Below are 18,887 nucleotides of genomic sequence, written 5' to 3'. Positions count from 1 at the left end.
TGTGGCGCGTAATAAAAGTGCAGAATGTGTTTTGATTTGCGTCAATTTGCACAATTTGCACGCACTTAAGCACAAAAGCGAAAAAAATTTTGGATTAAGTGTTGACTTAAAGACGAAAAAAACGTTTAATACGCACCACTAAGACGTTGCCCGGATAGCTCAGTCGGTAGAGCAGGGGATTGAAAATCCCCGTGTCGGTGGTTCGATTCCGCCTCCGGGCACCACTTTTCCTCCTTAGTTCAGTCGGTAGAACGGCGGACTGTTAATCCGTATGTCGCTGGTTCAAGTCCAGCAGGAGGAGCCAAATTCTAACCCGTTGAGTAATCTCAGCGGGTTTTTTGTTGCAAATAAAAAACCGCACTGTTAAAAGTGCGGTTATCAAAAGTGTGGTGTGTTATTGTGCAGGGGCGTATTGCACCGCAGGACGGCGGCTTAGGCGCAGCAGTGATTGACCAATTTCATTGTCGTTGTAGATTTTGGTCACCACATCTTGGAAGGCACTGTTGAGCACCGCTTGAATTTTCTCGTTGTTCACGCCAAATGCACCTTCTTTGGTGTTAGTGGCGGAGAAACTTTTACTAAAGTTGCCCGCAGCACCTTGCACATTCACGCTTACTGCGACTTTGCTATCAATTTTATGCGACAGGTTGCCTTCAGAGACTTTGGCGTAGAACTCTTTGATTACCACCACCACATTGGCATTCGTTGCCATGCCAGAAGCGACGCGAAAGCCCTTACTGTTGAGATCTTGCTGCACCACTTGTTGGAATAGTTGAGCTACCTCAGGGCTTGCTTGCAAATGGCGCATTTTGCCGTTTTCCGCAAAGCTGGCCACCTCAGAACTTGCGCGCTGATCTTGAGCTAGCACATTCACACTTACTTGCTGATTTTGTGTGCTGAAATTCGCACTCGGTGCTGGTGGCACAAAGTTAAGAGTGTTGCTCACAGGTGCTTGGCAGGCACTCAGTACTACACAGGTACTTAAAAGTGCGGTAGTGGCGATAGTTTTTTTCCAATTTTTCATATAAACTCCTTTGGCTAATTCATCCGATAGTGTTATTGTGGCAAACTCTCGAGATAATGTATAGTGTTTCCAGCGAGGGTAATATGAATCAACAGCAGATCGAAACCATTTTACACGCCCAATTTGCACCGCACTTTTTGTTGGTGGAAAACGAAAGTCACCTACACAGCTCAGGCAAAGGGGCTGATTCGCATTTTCGTATTGTGCTGGTGAGCGATAAGTTTGTGGGCAAACGTGCTGTAGCGCGTCATCAATCGGTTTATCAAGCGTTGAATCAAGGCAATAATGGCGTGCATGCGCTGTCGTTACACACATTCACTGTGCAAGAGTGGGCCGAGTGTGAAGCTGTGATTTCCTCACCGCGTTGCGCAGGCCATGGAAAATAGCTTAAAAACGGGTGAAAAATCAGTAATAGGTGAATTATTTATTGCTAAAAAATCAAACCCTTGTTTTGTTCTTAAAAATCGCAAAAATAGCGCAATTAGATCAAAAAAAAGTGCGGTTAAAGTGGAATTTTAGCCCTTTAATTGGTTACAATAGCGTACTTTTATTAGCAAAAATTTAACGAACAAGCACACTCAATGTAGCATTGAGAGGGTATGTGCTTGTTTCTATGGAAAGAATTTGAGTTTTTAACGTTGCTTTGCATGGCAACTTTTGGCGTACCAAGAGTTGCTATTGCTTCTAGGGCTCAAAACGAGGCCGCACCGCACTTTGTGGTGTGGTGTGATGTAAACCTAACTGATAAGTAGTGCTAACATATGATTACGATTAAAAAAGGCTTGGACCTTCCTCTATGTGGGAAACCAGCGCAGGTAATCCAGAATGGCCCCGCCATTACTGAAGTTGCGGTGCTTGGCGAAGATTTTGTGGGAATGCGTCCGTCGATGAGTGTGCGAGAAGGCGATGTAGTGAAAAAAGGCCAGGTGTTGTTTTCTGATAAGAAAAACCCTGGCGTACATTTTACTGCCCCTGCCAGCGGCACTGTCACGGCAATCAACCGCGGCGCTAAGCGCGTATTGCAATCTGTAGTGATTAAGGTTGAAGGTAACGAGCAAATTACTTTTGAAAAATTTGACCGCCAACAGCTAGCCTCGCTCAGCGATGAGCAAGTGCGTAAGCAATTGCTTGATGCGGGTCTTTGGCGTGTGCTTCGCACTCGTCCATTTAGCAAAGTGCCTGTCGTTGACAGCAAGCCTGCGGCTATTTTTGTCAACGCGATGGATACCAACCCGTTAGCGGCAGATCCGTCTGTTGTGATTAATGCTGACATTGATGCCTTTCACGATGGGCTTGTGATCTTAAGTCGCTTGAACTGCGATAAACTTTATTTGTGTAAAGCCGACGGTGCACCTATCACCGCACCAAGTATCGCCAAATTACATGTTGAAACCTTCAGTGGCCCGCATCCAGCAGGATTAGTGGGTACTCACATTCACTTTTTAGAGCCCGTGAGTGCGACCAAAACGGTATGGACTATCAACTATCAAGACGTGATGGCTATTGGTAGATTATTCACCACCGGTGAAATCAGCACTGAACGCGTGATTTCACTTGCTGGACCTCAGGTTAAAGAGCCGAGATTACTGCGCACTTGCGTAGGTGCCTCGCTCAATGAGCTGACGGCAGGGCAACTAAAAGACGGTGAAAACCGTGTGATTTCAGGCTCTGTGCTTAATGGTACGATCGCTGATGCACCACATGCTTATCTTGGGGCATATCATTTGCAAGTATCGGTGTTACTTGAAGGACGCGAAAAAGAATTATTTGGTTGGATTACGCCTGCATCAGATAAATTCTCAATCACTCGCACCACATTGGGGCATTTTTTACGCAGTAAATTATTCCCAATGACAACGGCGGTAAATGGCAGTGAACGCGCTATGGTGCCAATTGGTAGTTACGAACGTGTGATGCCACTTGATATTTTACCAACAATGTTATTGCGTGATTTGATCGCAGGTGACACAGATGAGGCGCAAGCGCTTGGTTGTTTGGAGCTTGATGAAGAAGATTTGGCACTGTGCACCTATGTGTGTCCAGGCAAATACGAATATGGCCCAATCTTACGCGATGTCTTGACTAAGATTGAGAAGGATGGTTAAAAATGGGTTTGAAACATCTGTTAGAAAAAATGGAGCCTGCGTTCTTACCTGGTGGAAAATACGAAAAATTCTTTGCACTGTATGAAGCAGCAGCAACTATTTTTTATACTCCAGGTACAGTGACTCGCACCAATGCGCATGTGCGCGATGCCGTTGACTTAAAACGAATGATGATTTTGGTTTGGCTGGCCATCTTCCCAGCACTATTTTATGGCATCTACAACGTAGGTGGGCAAGCGATTGTGGCACTCAATCACCTTTACCAAGGTGAGGCACTGCAAGCTGTCATTAACAACGACTGGCACTACTGGCTAACTGAAAGCTTAGGCGGTACATTAGCGCCAAACGCCAGCTGGGGTAGCAAAATGCTCCTCGGGGCAACTTACTTCCTGCCAATTTACATCACCGTATTTATCGTTGGTGGTTTTTGGGAGGTGCTCTTTGCTATGGTGCGTGGGCATGAAGTGAATGAAGGATTCTTCGTTACTTCAATTCTATTTGCGCTTATCGTGCCACCAACATTGCCATTATGGCAAGCGGTACTGGGCATCACCTTTGGTGTGGTAGTTGCCAAAGAGGTCTTTGGGGGAACTGGTAAAAACTTCCTAAACCCTGCGTTGGCTGGTCGTGCATTCTTGTTCTTTGCGTATCCAGCGAATATTTCAGGTGACGCTGTGTGGACAGCGGCTGACGGCTTTACAGGCGCGACCGCACTTTCACAATGGAGCAGTGGTGGCGAAGCGGGTTTGATGCACACTGTTACTCAACAGCCAATCACTTGGCAAGATGCTTTCATTGGTAATATTCCAGGCTCTATTGGTGAAGTGTCAACTTTAATGCTGATTATCGGTGGTGCGATCATCATTTTTGGTCGTGTCGCTTCTTGGCGGATTGTTGCAGGGGTGATGATCGGCATGATCTTAACTTCTAGCCTGTTCAACTTTATTGGCTCAGACACCAACCCAATGTTCTCAATGCCGTGGTATTGGCATTTGGTGCTCGGTGGCTTTGCTTTTGGGATGTTCTTTATGGCAACCGATCCAGTTTCAGCCTCGTTTACTAATAAAGGTAAATGGTGGTATGGCGCGTTGATTGGGGTGATGTGCGTGTTGATCCGCGTGGTTAACCCAGCCTACCCAGAAGGAATGATGTTGGCGATTTTGTTTGCTAACTTGTTCGCGCCATTGTTTGACTACCTTGTCGTTCAAGCGAACATCAAACGTAGGAGAGCGCGTAATGTTTAAGAAAGATAGTGTTTTCGGCACGCTGGTGGTGGTTATCCTCGTCAGCCTTGCCTGTTCTGTTATCGTAGCGGGCTCTGCGGTGAGCTTGAAGCCGTTGCAAGAAGAGCAAAAACTGCTCGATAAACAAAAAAATATTTTAAGCGTGGCAGGCCTGCTTGAGAAAGGTGCCAATATTAAGTCAATTTATGCTGAGCGTATTGAGCCTCGTTTGGTAGATTTAAACACAGGTGATTTTGTGGCAAATCAAGATGATTTTGATGCCAAAAAAGCGGCAAAAGATCCACAAACCAGCCAAGCTATCTCAGCTGATGATGACGTAGCGAAGATTCGTCGCCGCGCCAATTTAGCTCAAGTTTACTTAGTGAAAAATGCACAAGGTAAAGTTGATCAAGTTGTATTGCCAATTTATGGCACAGGGCTTTGGTCGGTCATGTATGGCTTTGTGTCTGTCAAACCTGATGGTAACACACTCGATGGTATCACTTACTACGATCAAGGTGAAACCCCAGGGCTTGGTGGTGAGATTGAAAATCCAAAATGGCAGGCGCAATTTCCTGGCAAAACGATTTTTGACGATCAAGGCAAGGTAGTCTTACATGTGAGCAAAGGTGGCTCAGCCGACAAAGCACATGGCATTGATGCGCTTTCAGGTGCAACTTTGACTAGTAATGGGGTGCAAAATACGTTTAAATTCTGGTTTGGTCCGAAAGGATTTGGTCCTTTCTTACAAAAACTAAGAGAAGGAGCATTAAGTCATGAGTAAAACAAATGCAAAAACATTATTGCTCTCACCAATCTTAGACAATAACCCAATTGCATTACAGATTCTCGGTATCTGTTCTGCACTGGCGGTGACCACCAAAATGGAAACTGCCATTGTGATGGGGATCTCAGTCAGTTTGGTTACAGCGTTTTCGAGCTTGTTTATTTCGCTTATTCGCAATTATATCCCAAACAGCATTCGGATTATTGTGCAGATGGCGATTATCGCCTCACTCGTTATTTTGGTTGACCAAGTGCTGCGTGCGTTTGCCTATGATATCTCAAAACAATTGTCGGTATTTGTGGGCTTGATTATCACCAACTGTATCGTAATGGGCCGTGCAGAAGCCTTTGCGATGAAAGAAAAACCGCTTGATAGTTTCCTTGATGGGATCGGTAATGGCTTAGGCTATGGTGCGATCTTAATTACGGTGGCTTTCTTGCGTGAGTTGATTGGTTCAGGGAAGCTCTTCGGCATGACTATTTTGCCAACCGTGCAAGATGGTGGCTGGTATCAACCAAATGGCCTATTTTTGCTGGCACCGAGTGCGTTTTTCATCATCGGATTCATCATTTGGGGGTTGCGCACTATGAAACCTGAACAAGTTGAGAAGGATTAGTACAATGGAACATTATATTAGTTTATTTGTAAAATCCGTATTCATTGAGAATATGGCGCTGGCCTTCTTCTTAGGAATGTGTACTTTCCTTGCGGTATCAAAAAAAGTTTCAACAGCATTTGGGTTGGGCATAGCAGTTATTTTTGTGCTAGGTATTGCTGTTCCAGTAAACAATGTTGTTTATAATCTGATTTTGCGTGATGGTGCATTAATAGAAGGTATTGATTTAAGCTTTTTAAATTTTATTACTTTTATCGGTGTTATCGCAGCCTTAGTGCAAATTCTTGAAATGGTATTAGATAAATTCTTCCCCGCGCTTTATAACGCGTTAGGTATTTTCTTGCCATTGATTACAGTTAACTGTGCGATCTTTGGTGGCGTATCATTTATGGTGCAACGTGATTATAACTTCGCAGAGTCTGTGGTTTACGGTGTTGGTGCGGGTACTGGCTGGATGTTAGCCATTGTTGCACTGGCTGGTATCACAGAAAAAATGAAATATTCCGATGTGCCAAAAGGTCTAAAAGGACTCGGTATAACTTTTATTACCGTAGGTCTAATGGCGCTTGGTTTTATGTCGTTTTCTGGTATCCAGTTATAAGAGGGGAATGAAATGGAGATTATCTTAGGTATCGCAATGTTCACCCTGATAGTATTGACTTTAGCCGTATTAATTTTATTGGCTAAATCTAAATTGGTGAATTCTGGCGATATAACAATTGAGATTAATGAAGATCCAGAAAAAGCGATTCACATTCCTGCGGGCGGTAAATTGCTTGGTGCTTTGGCCAGTAAAGGGATCTTTGTCTCATCTGCGTGTGGGGGTGGTGGCTCCTGTGGGCAATGTAGAGTGAAGGTGCTCAAAGGTGGTGGTGATATTTTACCAACTGAAATGTCACATATCAGCAAAAAAGAAGCCAAAGAGGGCTGGCGCTTGTCTTGTCAGGTAAACGTAAAAACCGACATGGAAGTGGAAGTGGAGCCAGAGATCTTTGGAGTGAAAAAATGGGAATGTACCGTTATTTCCAACGACAATGTGGCTACATTCATCAAAGAGCTTAAATTGGCCATCCCAGAAGGGGAAGAAGTGCCGTTTAGGGCGGGTGGCTACATTCAAATTGAGGCTGACCCACACACAGTGAAATACGCTGACTTTGACGTACCAGAAGAGTATCGCGAAGACTGGAATAAATACAATTTGTTCCGTTATGTGTCGAAAGTTGATGAGCATATTGTGCGCGCTTATTCTATGGCATCATATCCTGAAGAAAAAGGCATCATAATGCTCAACGTGCGGATTGCAACCCCGCCACCGAACAACCCAGATGTGCCACCAGGACAAATGTCGTCTTATATTTGGTCGCTCAAACCAGGTGATAAAGTCACCATCTCTGGTCCATTTGGTGAATTCTTTGCCAAAGATACTGATGCAGAAATGGTCTTTATCGGTGGTGGCGCAGGCATGGCGCCAATGCGTTCACACATTTTTGACCAGCTCAAACGCTTGCACTCGAAACGCAAAATGTCGTTCTGGTATGGTGCACGTTCTAAACGTGAAATGTTCTATGTGGAAGATTTTGACACCTTGCAAGCTGAAAATGATAATTTTGTGTGGCATGTGGCACTTTCTGACCCATTGCCAGAAGACAACTGGGACGGCTACACTGGCTTTATCCACAACGTGCTTTATGAAAACTACCTGAAAAACCATGAAGCGCCAGAAGATTGTGAATACTATATGTGTGGGCCGCCAGTGATGAATGCGGCTGTTATCGGCATGCTGAAAAACTTAGGCGTTGAAGACGAAAATATCCTGTTGGATGACTTCGGCGGTTAATAGACTTGCATTAGGATTAAAAATGCGTAAAAACAAAATGATTAACTGGCTGGCCCTCGTCGGGCTAGCCTTTTTTATTAGCGCCTGCTCTCAGCCCAAAAAAGAAGTGGTGATAGCAGGCAAAACCATGGGTACAACTTATCATGTGAAGTACATTGTTGGCAGTGATGACAAAGTTGCTGATGAAGAGCAAATTCACCAAGGTATTGATACGGTACTCGCTGAAGTTAACCGCCAAATGTCCACCTACATGAAAGACTCGGAGATCTCGCAGTTCAACCAACTGCGCGATACCCAGACCGCACTTTCGATTTCGCCTGAGTTTGGCCGTGTGGTGAAAGAAGCTCTCCGCCTTAATAAAGTGACTGACGGCGCGCTGGATGTTACCGTCGGCCCACTGGTGAACTTGTGGGGCTTTGGGCCAGAGCATCGCCCTGATAAAGCCCCAACACAGGCAGAAATTGACGCACGCCGTGCGTGGGTGGGCATTGATAAATTAATTTTAGAAGAAAGTAACGGGCAGTATCGCTTGCGTAAAACTGTGCCTGAGCTTTACCTTGACTTGTCATCCATTGCTAAAGGTTTTGGGGTGGATCAAGTGGCGGATTACTTGCGCTCGCAAGGCATTAAAAACTACCTTGTCGAAGTCGGCGGAGAGATCAGTGCAAAAGGGGAAAACAACGCAGGGCAGCTGTGGCAAATCGCGATTGAAAAACCTGAATTTGACGGCACCCGCGCAGTGCAGCAAATTGTGGGGCTAAAAGATATGGGTATGGCAACCTCAGGCGATTATCGCAACTATTTTGAAGAAAACGGCGTGCGTTTTTCTCACGAAATTGATCCCAACACAGGCAAGCCGATCCAACATCAATTGGCATCGATCACCGTGATCACGCCGCAATGTATGACGGCAGACGGCTTGTCCACTGGCCTTTTTGTGCTTGGCGAAGACAAAGCCATGGCACTGGCGCAAAAAGATGGCTTAGCGATTTACATGATTGTTAAGACAAAGCAAGGTTTTGAGATTAGAATGTCGGATGCGTTCAAACAATTAATCAAAGAATAGGACAGGGTATGAAGGTTTTTTTGATCACATTTGGGGTGTTTTTGCTGGTGATTTTAGCCATGTCGATCGGTTATATCATAAAACGGCGCACGATTTCGGGCAGCTGTGGCGGTATTTCAAGCCTTGGGCTTGAAAAAGTGTGCGATTGCCCTGAGCCGTGCGACAAGCGTAAAGCCAAAATGGCGCAAGAGCAAGCACGCCTTGACAAACTCGCGCAGCAAGAGCGCATTTTATAAGGAGAAGATGTGATACACTCAGCAACCTTTGCTGCCATTAGCCATTTAACCGATGCAGAGCGTGCCGCCAATGGCGACAAAAAAGTGATTGTGGGGATGTCGGGTGGCGTGGATTCGTCGGTTTCCGCCTATATTTTGCAAGCTCAAGGCTACCATGTGGAAGGCTTGTTTATGAAAAATTGGGAAGAGGACGATGGCAGTGAGTATTGCTCCGCTGCCGCCGATTTGGCCGATGCGCAGGCAGTATGCGACAAGCTCGGGATCAAACTACATAAAATCAACTTTGCCGCCGAGTATTGGGACAATGTGTTTGAGCACTTTTTGGCAGAATATAAAGCTGGGCGCACACCCAACCCCGACATTTTGTGCAACAAAGAGATCAAATTCAAAGCCTTTTTAGACTATGCCGCCGAAGACTTAGGCGCGGATTTCATTGCCACAGGGCATTATGTGCGCCGTGGTGAGCGCAATGGTAAAACCGCACTTTTGCGCGGGCTAGATGTCAATAAGGATCAGAGCTATTTTCTCTACACCTTAAGTCATCGCCAAGTGGCGCAAAGCCTCTTCCCTGTTGGCGAGTTGGAAAAGCCCGTGGTGCGACAAATTGCCGAAGAGTTGGGGCTGGCGACCGCCAAAAAGAAAGACTCCACGGGCATTTGTTTTATCGGTGAGCGTAAATTTAAAGACTTCCTTGCGCGCTTTTTGCCTGCGCAACCTGGCAATATCCGCACGGTGGATAATGAGATTATCGGCCAGCACGACGGCTTGATGTATCACACCCTCGGCCAGCGCAAAGGCCTTGGCATTGGCGGCTTGAAAAATGCCAGCGAAGAGGCGTGGTATGTGGTGGATAAAGATGTCGCCAACAACGAGCTGATTGTCGCCCAAGGGCACGATCACCCGCGACTGTTCTCGAAAGGCCTGATCGCGCAACAACTCGACTGGGTTGACCGCCAAGCACTCGATGGGGAAATTACCTGTACGGTGAAAACCCGTTACCGCCAGCAAGACATTCCGTGTCGTGTTATCCCGCGCGGCGAGGACTGCATTGAAGTGCGCTTTGAAAAACCGCAAAGTGCGGTCACGCCAGGGCAATCCGCCGTGTTTTATCAAGGCGAAGTCTGCTTAGGTGGTGGCATTATCGAGCAGCGGATCGCCTGATGGAATATCGCTTGCGCTTGATGACGCTGTCGGATTATGACGCAGTGACCGCACTTTGGGCTGCTACGCCTGGCATGGGCATGAGCGAGCAAGACGACAGCCCTGAGGGCATTGCGCGCTTTTTGGCGCATAATCCTGATTTGAGTTTCGTTGCTGTTGATGGTGATGCGATTATCGGCGTGCTGCTGTGTGGCTTTGATGGTCGCCGTGCCACGCTCTATCACATGGCGGTGGCGCAGGCCTATCAACGCCAAGGTGTGGGGCAGACACTGCTGGCGCGCTTGGAGCGCGAACTGCGGGCGAAAAACGTTACTATGGCGCGGTTGTTAGTGTTCGCTGACAATGAAAGTGGCAATCGTTTTTGGCAAAAGTGCGGTTGGTACCACTGGCGCGAGCTGAATTATTACGTCAAAACACTGTGCTGATGCCCTGTGGCTTTATCAAAAGTCGATTTGGTGGTATATTGCACAAAACACTCAATAGGATCACTTTTCGCGATGGCGAACCCATACACTGATTTAACAATGGCATTGGCGGGCGTGTGTCAAAGCGCCAAGTTAGTGCATCAATTTTCTCACCAAGGCGTGGCAGATGAAAACGCCATGCGTACCAGCTTGAAAAGTTTGCTCAATACCGCGCCGAGCGACACGCTGGATGTTTACGGCGGCGATCTTGCCAACCTTAGACTTGGGTTAACCACGTTGCTTGAACAATTTGGTGGCCATCAAGGGCAGTTTGATGCTGAGCTTGGTCGCTATTGGATGAGTTTGTTGGTGCTGGAAAATAAACTGAATAAAAACACGCAGGCGAAAAGCCAGCTGGGTGTGCGCATTGGCAATTTGATGCGCCAGCATCAGCATGTGGATCTGCTCGATGATCAATTCCTCGCCAGCGTGGCGAGTGTTTATGTGGATGTCATTAGCCCCTTGGGCGCGAAAATTCAAGTGAAAGGTTCGCCGCTGTACCTACAACAAATTGCCATTCACCACCGTATTCGCAGCGCGCTTTTATGTGGCATGCGCTCAGCGGTGCTGTGGCGTCAGTGTGGTGGCTCGCGGCTTAAACTCTTTTTTGCGCGCAAAGCCTATTTTCAAACTGCTCAACAACTTCTTGCTTCCATTGAATAAGGACAGACTATGCAACTCACCCCTTTGACCGCACTTTCCCCTATCGACGGGCGCTATGGCGACAAAACCCAACAATTGCGCGGCATTTTCAGTGAATTTGGCTTGCTGAAACACCGTGTTACAGTGGAAGTGCGTTGGCTGCAAGCCCTTGCACAATGCGCTGATATTCACGAAGTGCCAGAGCTCAGTGCTGACGCCAATACATTTTTAGACAATATTGTGGCCAATTTCTCGCTGGAAAACGCCGAGCGCATCAAAGAGATCGAAAAGACCACCAACCACGATGTGAAAGCGGTGGAGTATTTCTTAAAAGAGCAAAGTGCGGTGATGCCAGAATTGGCGGCGGTGAGTGAATTTATTCACTTTGCTTGCACCTCAGAAGACATCAACAACCTCTCTCACGCGTTAATGCTCAAAGCCGCCAAAGAAACCATTTTAATCCCTGCGTGGCAGGCGATATTAAATGACATTCAAGGTTTGGCTGAACGCTATAAAACCATTCCACTGCTCTCTCGCACGCACGGCCAGCCCGCCAGCCCAAGCACTGTGGGTAAAGAAATGGCGAATGTGGCTTACCGCTTGCAGCGCCAGCTCAAACAGCTACGAAACTGCGAGATTTTAGGCAAAATCAATGGCGCAGTGGGAAACTATAACGCCCATTTGAGCGCGTATCCAGCGCTTGACTGGCACGCCTTTAGCCAACGCTTTGTGGAAAGCCTTGGCATCACGTGGAACCCGTACACCACCCAAATTGAGCCCCACGACTACATTGCAGAACTATTTGACTGCGTGGCGCGCTTTAACACCATTGTGATCGATTTTGACCGCGATATGTGGGGCTATATTGCGCTTAACCATTTTAAACAACGCACTATCGCTGGCGAAATCGGCTCAAGCACCATGCCACACAAAGTCAACCCGATTGACTTTGAAAACTCCGAAGGTAATTTAGGGCTTGCCAACGCGGTGATGGGGCACTTGGGGGCCAAATTGCCAATCTCACGCTGGCAGCGGGATTTGACTGACTCCACTGTGCTGCGTAATCTTGGTGTGGGCTTGGGTTATTGCGTGATTGCCTATGCCGCCACCCGTAAAGGTATCAGCAAACTTGAGGTCAACGAAGTACACCTGCGTGACGAGCTTGACCACAACTGGGAGGTGCTCGCCGAGCCAATCCAAACTGTAATGCGCCGTTATGGCATTGAAAAGCCGTATGAAAAACTTAAAGAACTGACTCGCGGCAAGCGAGTGGACAAAGCGGCGATGCAGCAGTTTATCGACGGCTTAACCATTCCCGATCAAGAAAAAGCGCGCTTGAAAGCGCTCACACCTGAAGGCTACATCGGTGCGGCGGTTGAGTTGGTTGACAAATTGCCAAAAGCATAAAGTGCGGTGGCTCGACAAATTAAACCAATTGGGGCATAATCGCCCCATAAAACTAACAAAAAGGAAAATAGTATGGGCTTAAAAAATGTTCCAGCAGGCAAAGAATTGCCAGATGATATTTATGTTGTGATTGAAATTCCAGCGAATGCTGATCCAATCAAATACGAAGTAGACAAAGAAACTGGTGCTATTTTTGTTGACCGTTTCATGGGCACCGCGATGTTTTACCCAGCCAACTACGGCTATATCAACAACACTCTTTCTTTAGATGGTGACCCAGTGGATGTGTTGGTGCCAACCCCGTATCCGTTGCTTCCAGGTTCCGTTATCCGCTGCCGCCCAGTGGGTGTGTTGAAAATGACCGATGAAAGCGGCGAAGACGCCAAACTGATCGCCGTGCCGCACACCAAATTAAGCAAAGAATACGACCACATCAAAGACATCAACGATGTGCCAGAATTGCTGAAAGGTCAAATCCAACACTTCTTTGAAAACTACAAAGCGTTGGAAAAAGGCAAATGGGTGAAAGTTGACGGCTGGGAAGGCGTGGACGCTGCCCGCGAAGAAATTCGTACATCTTTTGAACGCGCGGCAAAAAAATAGCATTCTCGTTTAAAGTTAAGTAAAATAAACCGCACTTTGCACATAAAGTGCGGTTTTTTTATGCAATTGGGGGCGTTATGACAAAAAAATTCTGGCTGGCAGCCACATTGGCATTTGGCATCATCAGTGGCTGTGCCGACACGCGCAGCGTTAATCAAGAAGCCGCTAACAGCTACACGCAAGCGGTGCAACAAATGCGCGCGCAAGGCATGGTGGACACCAGCTCGCCAACGGCAAAACGCATTCAACGGGTGTTTGCTCGCCTAAAACCGATCGCCCAACAAGAAAACCAAACAGGCGTACCGTTTGACTGGGAAATCACGGTGATGAAAAATAAAGAGCTTAACGCGTGGGCAATGCCAGGTGGCAAAATGATGTTCTACACTGGCTTGGTTGATCGCCTACAACTCAATGACAACGAAATCGCCACCGTAATGGGCCATGAAATGGCGCATGCACTCAAAGAGCATGGCAAGCAAAGCGTCAATTTCAATATGGCGACAGGCATTCTCGCTGAAATCAGCTCTGTGGCAGTAGCCGCAGTGACTGGCGTGGATTTTCGCCCCGTTATCGGATTAACGCAAGAATACGGCTTAAACAAACCCTTTTCACGCAGTAACGAAACCGAAGCGGACGAAGTGGGCTTAATGCTGATGGCAAAAGCGGGCTATAATCCGCAAGCCGCACCGCACTTGTGGGAGAAAATGAGCCAAGCCACTGGCAGCTCAGGCAACACGATTGAAAGCATTCTTTCAACCCATCCAACCAACGCTGATCGCCAAGCGAATTTGCAACGATTATTGCCACAAGCGATGGCGCTTTATAACCAATCTAGCAAGATAAAGTAATCTTTCTCAAAAACCGCACTTTAACGTGCGGTTTTTTTGTTGCTCATCATTTTGCATCGAACGCTTGCTCAAAACGGCGAAAACCGATAGCGATGACGAAGTCAAGACCCACCCCAACCCTCACAAAAATTGCAGTGTGTTTTAACGTAAATTGAAAATCGAACAAAAACACAGCAAGCAACGAAAACAAAATGTGATCTTGTTCAAAAAAAAAACAAAATCAAATTAAAATTTAATCAGAACTGCGCAATACTAAACACGTTTATATAAACCAACCTAAGGATTTGACAATGAACAAGATTTTTAAAGTGATTTTCAACCGTCATTTAAACCAAATGGTGGTGACCTCCGAACTTGCTCGCGGCGTAACCCGTGCGAAAAGCGAAAAAATGCAAAGTGCGGTCAAAGCCACCCTTACCCTCGCTGCCGCTCTCGTGTTGGGGGCGGTGTCTGTGAGTGCAACTGCGGCAGTACAAGATGGTTCGGCAAAAACGAATGTAGTACTTAATGGTCCAGAACCAACAGCGGCAGCAACCGTAAAAGCTGATGCGACTGGTAATGTCGTAGTCGGTGATGCGGCAAAAGCAGAAGATAATTATGATATTGTTATCGGTTCCAATGCCAGCGCTATAGGAGATAACTCTGTAGTGATTGGCAGGGATGCCAAAACGGTGGCAGCTACTACGAATGGTAAAGGGACTAAAGGGAATGGAGTCGCCGTTGGGTATCAAGCGACAGCATCAGGCTATCACTCCGTGTCCGTCGGTGTATCTTCGGGGGTAGGCACAACGGGGTACTTTAACTTTGCTTTTGGTAGTGAAGCTGGCCAAGGATTAGAAGGGGAAGAAAACATTTCTATTGGCCGTTGGTCCAGTAAAGATGCAGAAGGAAGTGGCAATGTTAACGTTGGTTACCAAGCAGGTAGACAAGCTAAAAAAGGCGGTTCTACGGGCTACAATATTAATATAGGTAACAATGCAGGTTACTTAACCTCTGGTAGTGTCAATGTTTATGCTGGTATGGACGTAGCAAGAAGTGCAATAGGTCATGAAAATGTTTATATAGGCAGTGATACAGGTCGTGCAGCACATGGCAGTGACAATATTTATTCAGGGAGACGTGCAGGTTATTTGAATGATGGTAACTTTAATGTTGCTTTAGGATATTGGGCTAATAATGCTTTTAATTTGGATAAAGAAAATCCTAAACAAAGAAATTCAACGAATAAATCCGTAGCATTAGGCTATCAAGCTTGGACTAATAGTGATTTTACTGTAGCTGTCGGCTCTGAAACTCGAGCTTTGGGAGAGTCAGCTATTGCGATTGGTGATACAAGTCATGCAGAAGGTGTTAACTCTATCGCTGTAGGTGTATTAAATGAAGTTTACGGCGACAATGCCGGCGCTTTCGGTGATCCTTCCAAAGTATATTCGAAAAATTCTTACTCCTTCGGCAATAACAATACGATTGGTAAAGAAGATGCTAAGAATGCCGAAGCAGTGGGCATGCATGTATTGGGTAACTCCGTAGTAGCCGACGTAGATAATTCCGTATATCTCGGCAATGAATCCCGTGCAACGGCGGGCGCTGGAGTTGGTACGGCCGTAAAAACTAGCGCTGGCGAAGACGGCGCAACGACCACAGCTGGTGATACTGGAGAAGTGTCGAGTGCGACAATTGGCACTGGTAAAAGTGCGGTCACTTACTCCGACTTTGCTGGCGCCACCGCTAAAGGTGTGGTGACAGTGGGGGCCGCTGGGGCAGAACGCCGTATTCAAAACGTGGCCGCTGGTGAAATTTCTAGCACTTCGACCGATGCGGTTAATGGCAGCCAACTTTATGCTGTCGCTAACGTGGCAGCAGAAGCTTCTAAATTAGCTTCATCGAATGCGACTCACTATTTCCATGTAAATACTACAGGTAATCCAAACTACAATAATGATGGTGCAACGGCTAAAGATGCTATGGCAGTTGGTAAAGCGACCGCAACTAAAGATAAAGCATTGGCTATTGGTGTTGGTGCTCGTGCAAAAGGCGAAAGCTCCATCGTTATTGGTGATGGAGTGTCCTTCTCCCCGAATGGTGTAGCTATTGGTAAAGGTGCTTATATTGAAGATATGGGCCCATCTACTAAAGAAGGTATTGCTATTGGTACAAATGCCAAATCAGTAGATGGTAGCAGTGTGGGTTTGTTGGGCGATTTTCGTAATTTGCCAGGCGGTGTATCCGGTATCGCAATCGGTAAAGATACCTATGCTAATGAAAGTACTGTTGACATTGGTATGAAATCTACGCGAAATGAAGCTAAAAGCGCTAACCGTCGTGGGGTAGTTTCTGTTGGTGCGGATAGTTATGCTGGTGCGCATTTCTCTACAATCACAGGCTCTTATTCTGATATTAAAGGAGGCACAACAGAAACTTTTAGCAGAGGGTTACACTCGCAAGGTTTTGCTTCCACAATTAATGGTACATTGAATACGATTAAAGCAGATTCTACTACCGCGGATAAAGGAGCTGCTGCAACATTTGATGGTGTGGCGAATGCAATTACGGGTACGGCTAACGTTATTGAACATAGTAATGGCTCATTGATTATGGGGATGGGCAATAAAATCACTAATTCGATGACAGAACTTAAACTCGCTTCTAGTCCAAGCTTTACTAATATCACGGATCCATCCAAATTGAACAGCTTACTTAATAAAGCGGATAGTGAAGGCAAAAAACCAGAACTCGCATCTGTAGGTATTTTTGGCGGTGCCAATGAAGTTGATAATTCTCACTTTGTGAATGTGAGCGGTGTTAACAACCAATTAAAGAGCGGTGGTGATGACAAACCGAGTGAATATGTATCCATTGATGGATATATGAATAAAGCTACTAATGTAAAACATTTGAGTGAACAAGGTAGCTATAATACGGTTACGAATGCAGAAGAAAATATTGTAATGGGCAATTATGTGTCCGTCGTTGGTGATGCGGATGATCGTTCTGACGTAAAACGCAACGTGGTATTAGGGTTCCAAGATAAAGATGCTAATAAAATTGGTAAAAGTATTTCTAATAACCAATTAATTGGTTCGGACATCACGGTTCAAGAAGGAACGAAGAATGGGGTTCTTCTTGGTGATGGCGCTAAAATTGTAGCCTCTAATACGGATGATGCTACGGCATTGGATGGGGCCGTTTCTCTAGGGGCACAATCTGTAGCTAATCGTCAAGCGATTGATGCGGATGCGGTAGATACGAGCACGGATACTATCGAAGCAGGTTCGGCCGCTAAAGTGAATAAAGTATACGCCTTAGAAGCAACCTCTGCGGATGATAAAGCAGCGATTAAGAAAACGGTAAAAGGTAAGTTAGCTGCAGTATCCGTTGGTAATGCTGATGCGACTCGTCAAATTACTAACGTAGCAGCAGGTTCCGAAGATACGGATGCTGTAAACGTTGCACAGTTGAAAGCCTTGGCTGGCGCCAATGTGTGGAATTTGGTGGTGGATAAAACAGGAACAGGTGCTTTAGGTAAACACGTTAATGATGATAAAACGCCTAATGCTGAGTCTACCCCACAAGCCTTTGGCTTTGCAGACATCTTTAAACTGGTTGCTGGTGATGGCTTAAAGGTTGAGCAGGACGGTAGAAAGGTAACCCTTTCTCTTAATAAAGAAGCCTTGAAAGACGATGATGCCTTTAAAGGCCCAAAAGGTGAAGACGGTAAGGACGGTAAAGATGGCAAAGATGGTGTAGATGGTAATGGAACACCATGGAAGCTAGCAACCAACACCGAGGCTGCTAACCCAACTCCAGAAGAAAACGCCAAAGTATTAGCTGATAAAGCCAAAGAAATTGCCGATAAAGGCATTGTTATCAACAATGGCTATAACACCCAAGTGTCTGAACTGAAAGAAGTGAAAGATGCCAGTGGCAACGTGATAGGCTACAGTTATGAAATTGACGTGACTGGCTTGCCGATGCAATTCGTCAACGACAAAGGCGAGGAGTTGGTCAATATTAGTGGCAAATTCTACACCGTAACTAAGAAAAAAGATGGTAGCAAGGAATTAAGACCATCAGAGCCAGCCAAAGTGCGGATTGGTATTGAAAAAACTAAAGAGCCAATGCAGTTAACCAACGTGGCTGACGGTGAAGTGAAAGAAGACTCGAAAGATGCCATCAACGGCGGTCAGCTCTATAATCAAGGTGTGGGCGTGCAAAACATCATTGGTGGCAACACACAATATGATGCCAAAACTGGCCAATACACCAACAAAAACATTGGTGGCACTGGCAAGAGCAACATCAGTGACGCTATCAAAGCCTCTCGTACCAGTGTGAGCGCAGGGGACAACATCAAAGTCACCCGTAGCGTGAAAGCCGACGGCAGCTATGATTTCAATGTGGCGACTAAAAAAGATGTCAGCTTTGACTCTGTGAAAGTGGGCAAGGTGAACATCAACCAAAACGGCATTGATGCTGGCAACACTCGCATCACCAATGTGGCACCTGGTCATATAGCACCAAATAGTAAAGATGCCGTGAATGGTGGGCAGCTCTATCAAGTTCAACAAAACTTGAACAACCGCATCAACGGTGTTGAAAAAGATGCGCGTGCGGGCGTGGCTGGTGCGCTAGCTACCGCTAACCTGTACCACGCTTACACACCAGGGCACTCAATGGTTGCCGTGGGCGTGGGTACATTCAAAGGTGAACATGCCTTAGCGGTGGGCGCCTCACGCATTAGCGACAGTGGCCATGTGGGTGTGAAACTCAGCGGTATGGCAACTAGCCAAGGCGATGTGGGTGGCGCAGTCAGTGTAGGCTATCAATGGTAATAACTTTGACCGCACTTTGCACAAAGTGCGGTCAGT

General features: G+C 46.4%; 17 protein-coding genes and 2 tRNA genes. 18 read left to right on the top strand and 1 reads right to left on the bottom strand.

Going from position 1 to position 18,887, the window contains the following annotated elements; genetic code table 11:
- Window positions 1-148 precede the first annotated feature (148 nt).
- Together HPC38_RS03820 and HPC38_RS03815 are read left to right on the top strand one after the other, a co-directional pair.
- Window positions 149-224, top strand: a tRNA-Phe gene (locus HPC38_RS03820).
- A gap of 4 nt (window positions 225-228) precedes the next feature.
- Window positions 229-304, top strand: a tRNA-Asn gene (locus HPC38_RS03815).
- A 90-nt stretch (window positions 305-394) separates the two neighbouring features.
- On the opposite strand, the gene HPC38_RS03810 is transcribed toward HPC38_RS03815, so the two are convergent.
- Entirely contained in the window at window positions 395-1,024 is a 630-nt protein-coding gene (locus HPC38_RS03810) for a YajG family lipoprotein (protein ID WP_208119942.1), read from the bottom strand.
- Window positions 1,025-1,107: 83 nt separating this feature from the next.
- Here HPC38_RS03810 and HPC38_RS03805 point away from each other — a divergent pair, with 83 nt between their 5' ends.
- The 16 genes from HPC38_RS03805 to HPC38_RS10565 all read left to right on the top strand — a co-directional run bounded on the left by HPC38_RS03805 (window position 1,108) and on the right by HPC38_RS10565 (window position 18,851).
- The gene (locus HPC38_RS03805) at window positions 1,108-1,410 is read left to right on the top strand and encodes a BolA family protein (protein WP_208119941.1); all 303 of its coding nucleotides are present in this window, start codon (window positions 1,108-1,110) and stop codon (window positions 1,408-1,410) included.
- A gap of 375 nt (window positions 1,411-1,785) precedes the next feature.
- Complete coding sequence (locus HPC38_RS03800) at window positions 1,786-3,129, top strand: Na(+)-translocating NADH-quinone reductase subunit A (protein WP_208119940.1); 1,344 nt, start codon at window positions 1,786-1,788, stop codon at window positions 3,127-3,129.
- A 2-nt stretch (window positions 3,130-3,131) separates the two neighbouring features.
- Window positions 3,132-4,373, top strand: coding sequence for an NADH:ubiquinone reductase (Na(+)-transporting) subunit B (locus HPC38_RS03795; protein ID WP_208119939.1), 1,242 nt, complete (start codon window positions 3,132-3,134; stop codon window positions 4,371-4,373).
- Window positions 4,366-5,136 carry a Na(+)-translocating NADH-quinone reductase subunit C gene (locus tag HPC38_RS03790; RefSeq protein WP_208119938.1) on the top strand — a complete coding sequence of 257 codons (771 nt, stop codon included), beginning with the start codon at window positions 4,366-4,368 and terminating at the stop codon, window positions 5,134-5,136. Before HPC38_RS03795 ends, HPC38_RS03790 begins: the two co-directional genes overlap by 8 nt.
- Entirely contained in the window at window positions 5,129-5,755 is a 627-nt protein-coding gene (locus HPC38_RS03785) for an NADH:ubiquinone reductase (Na(+)-transporting) subunit D (RefSeq protein ID WP_208119937.1), read from the top strand. Before HPC38_RS03790 ends, HPC38_RS03785 begins: the two co-directional genes overlap by 8 nt.
- 4 nt (window positions 5,756-5,759) lie before the next feature.
- On the top strand, window positions 5,760-6,356 hold the full coding sequence (gene nqrE / locus HPC38_RS03780; RefSeq protein WP_208119936.1) for an NADH:ubiquinone reductase (Na(+)-transporting) subunit E: 597 nt from the start codon (window positions 5,760-5,762) through the stop codon (window positions 6,354-6,356).
- 12 nt (window positions 6,357-6,368) lie between these two features.
- The gene (nqrF, locus tag HPC38_RS03775; protein WP_208119935.1) at window positions 6,369-7,592 is read left to right on the top strand and encodes an NADH:ubiquinone reductase (Na(+)-transporting) subunit F; all 1,224 of its coding nucleotides are present in this window, start codon (window positions 6,369-6,371) and stop codon (window positions 7,590-7,592) included.
- A 22-nt stretch (window positions 7,593-7,614) separates the two neighbouring features.
- Window positions 7,615-8,658 (top strand): FAD:protein FMN transferase, encoded by a 1,044-nt coding sequence (locus tag HPC38_RS03770; protein ID WP_208119934.1) that lies wholly within the window; start codon window positions 7,615-7,617, stop codon window positions 8,656-8,658.
- Window positions 8,659-8,666: 8 nt separating this feature from the next.
- The gene (gene nqrM / locus HPC38_RS03765; protein ID WP_208119933.1) at window positions 8,667-8,894 is read left to right on the top strand and encodes a (Na+)-NQR maturation NqrM; all 228 of its coding nucleotides are present in this window, start codon (window positions 8,667-8,669) and stop codon (window positions 8,892-8,894) included.
- A 9-nt stretch (window positions 8,895-8,903) separates the two neighbouring features.
- Window positions 8,904-10,055 carry a tRNA 2-thiouridine(34) synthase MnmA gene (gene mnmA / locus HPC38_RS03760; RefSeq protein WP_408021840.1) on the top strand — a complete coding sequence of 384 codons (1,152 nt, stop codon included), beginning with the start codon at window positions 8,904-8,906 and terminating at the stop codon, window positions 10,053-10,055.
- Window positions 10,055-10,480 carry a GNAT family N-acetyltransferase gene (locus HPC38_RS03755; protein WP_208119932.1) on the top strand — a complete coding sequence of 142 codons (426 nt, stop codon included), beginning with the start codon at window positions 10,055-10,057 and terminating at the stop codon, window positions 10,478-10,480. Before mnmA ends, HPC38_RS03755 begins: the two co-directional genes overlap by 1 nt.
- A 72-nt stretch (window positions 10,481-10,552) precedes the next feature.
- Window positions 10,553-11,182, top strand: a complete 630-nt coding sequence (gene hflD, locus HPC38_RS03750) for a high frequency lysogenization protein HflD (RefSeq protein ID WP_208119931.1) — start codon at window positions 10,553-10,555, stop codon at window positions 11,180-11,182.
- Window positions 11,183-11,191: 9 nt separating this feature from the next.
- On the top strand, window positions 11,192-12,568 hold the full coding sequence (purB, locus tag HPC38_RS03745) for an adenylosuccinate lyase (RefSeq protein WP_208119930.1): 1,377 nt from the start codon (window positions 11,192-11,194) through the stop codon (window positions 12,566-12,568).
- A gap of 72 nt (window positions 12,569-12,640) precedes the next feature.
- Window positions 12,641-13,171: an inorganic diphosphatase gene (ppa, locus tag HPC38_RS03740; protein ID WP_208119929.1), complete on the top strand. Its 531-nt coding sequence runs from the start codon at window positions 12,641-12,643 to the stop codon at window positions 13,169-13,171.
- 77 nt (window positions 13,172-13,248) lie between these two features.
- A complete protein-coding gene (locus HPC38_RS03735; protein WP_208119928.1) occupies window positions 13,249-14,019 on the top strand; it encodes a M48 family metallopeptidase in 771 nt (256 codons plus the stop codon).
- A gap of 290 nt (window positions 14,020-14,309) precedes the next feature.
- A complete protein-coding gene (locus tag HPC38_RS10565) occupies window positions 14,310-18,851 on the top strand; it encodes a YadA-like family protein (RefSeq protein ID WP_208119927.1) in 4,542 nt (1,513 codons plus the stop codon).
- Window positions 18,852-18,887 lie beyond the last annotated feature (36 nt).

Origin of the sequence: Spirabiliibacterium pneumoniae (assembly GCF_014884995.1) — a bacterium.
In the GTDB taxonomy this organism is placed as follows: Bacteria; Pseudomonadota; Gammaproteobacteria; order Enterobacterales; family Pasteurellaceae; genus Spirabiliibacterium; species Spirabiliibacterium pneumoniae.
Note: the sequence above shows the minus strand (reverse complement) of the source record. Positions and strands in the feature narration are given on the sequence as shown.